Origin of the sequence: Elioraea sp. Yellowstone (genome assembly GCF_006704265.1) — a bacterium.
Taxonomy (GTDB): Bacteria; Pseudomonadota; Alphaproteobacteria; order Acetobacterales; family Acetobacteraceae; genus Elioraea.
Window position 1 is genome coordinate 1 of record NZ_VIKA01000341.1, and the last position, 463, is coordinate 463.

A 463-nucleotide genomic window follows, 5' to 3' on the forward strand; every position below is an offset into this window, starting at 1 on the left:
GCCGCGTCCCGTGGCCGCGGCGCCGCGCGCGCGGGGCGACGCCGAGGGTGACGATCTCGGCCTCGTCGGCGGCGATGCGGACCAGCACGAACCCCGCCGGAATCGCGTCCTCGGCGGCGATCAGCGCGAAGGCGCCCGGCATGGCCAGGAGCGCCGCGAAGGCCTCCGCGTCCCACGGATCGGCAGGGAAGGCGCAAGCGTGCAGCGCCGCCAGCAGCGGCGCGCCGGCCCTCTCCGCCCGCATGATCGCGCCGCTCACGCCGGCGCCGGACGGAGCGTGGGCGGCGGCCGGACCGCCGGCGGATCGATGTAGAGCGGGGCGGGCTCGATCGCCGGCAGGAGGCCCGCGAGCCGGGCGGCGGCGATGCGCGCGACCTCGCGCGCGTGGGGCAGGGTCAAGGGCGCGTGCGGGTCGAGCAGTGCCGCGGCGTCGCCGACGATGTGGCCGGCCTCGGGGCAGGGG

Annotated in this window: 1 protein-coding gene and 1 pseudogene; both read right to left on the bottom strand. The window is 79.7% G+C overall.

Features of this window, described 5'->3' with window-relative positions; genetic code table 11:
- Positions 1–259 (bottom strand): GNAT family N-acetyltransferase (locus tag FK498_RS19040; RefSeq protein WP_202614949.1); only part of this gene is annotated, 259 nt, incomplete at its 3' end.
- Positions 256–463, bottom strand: a pseudogene (locus FK498_RS19665) (tRNA (adenosine(37)-N6)-threonylcarbamoyltransferase complex dimerization subunit type 1 TsaB); the annotation flags it as partial. The pseudogene FK498_RS19665 and the gene FK498_RS19040, both read right to left, overlap by 4 nt.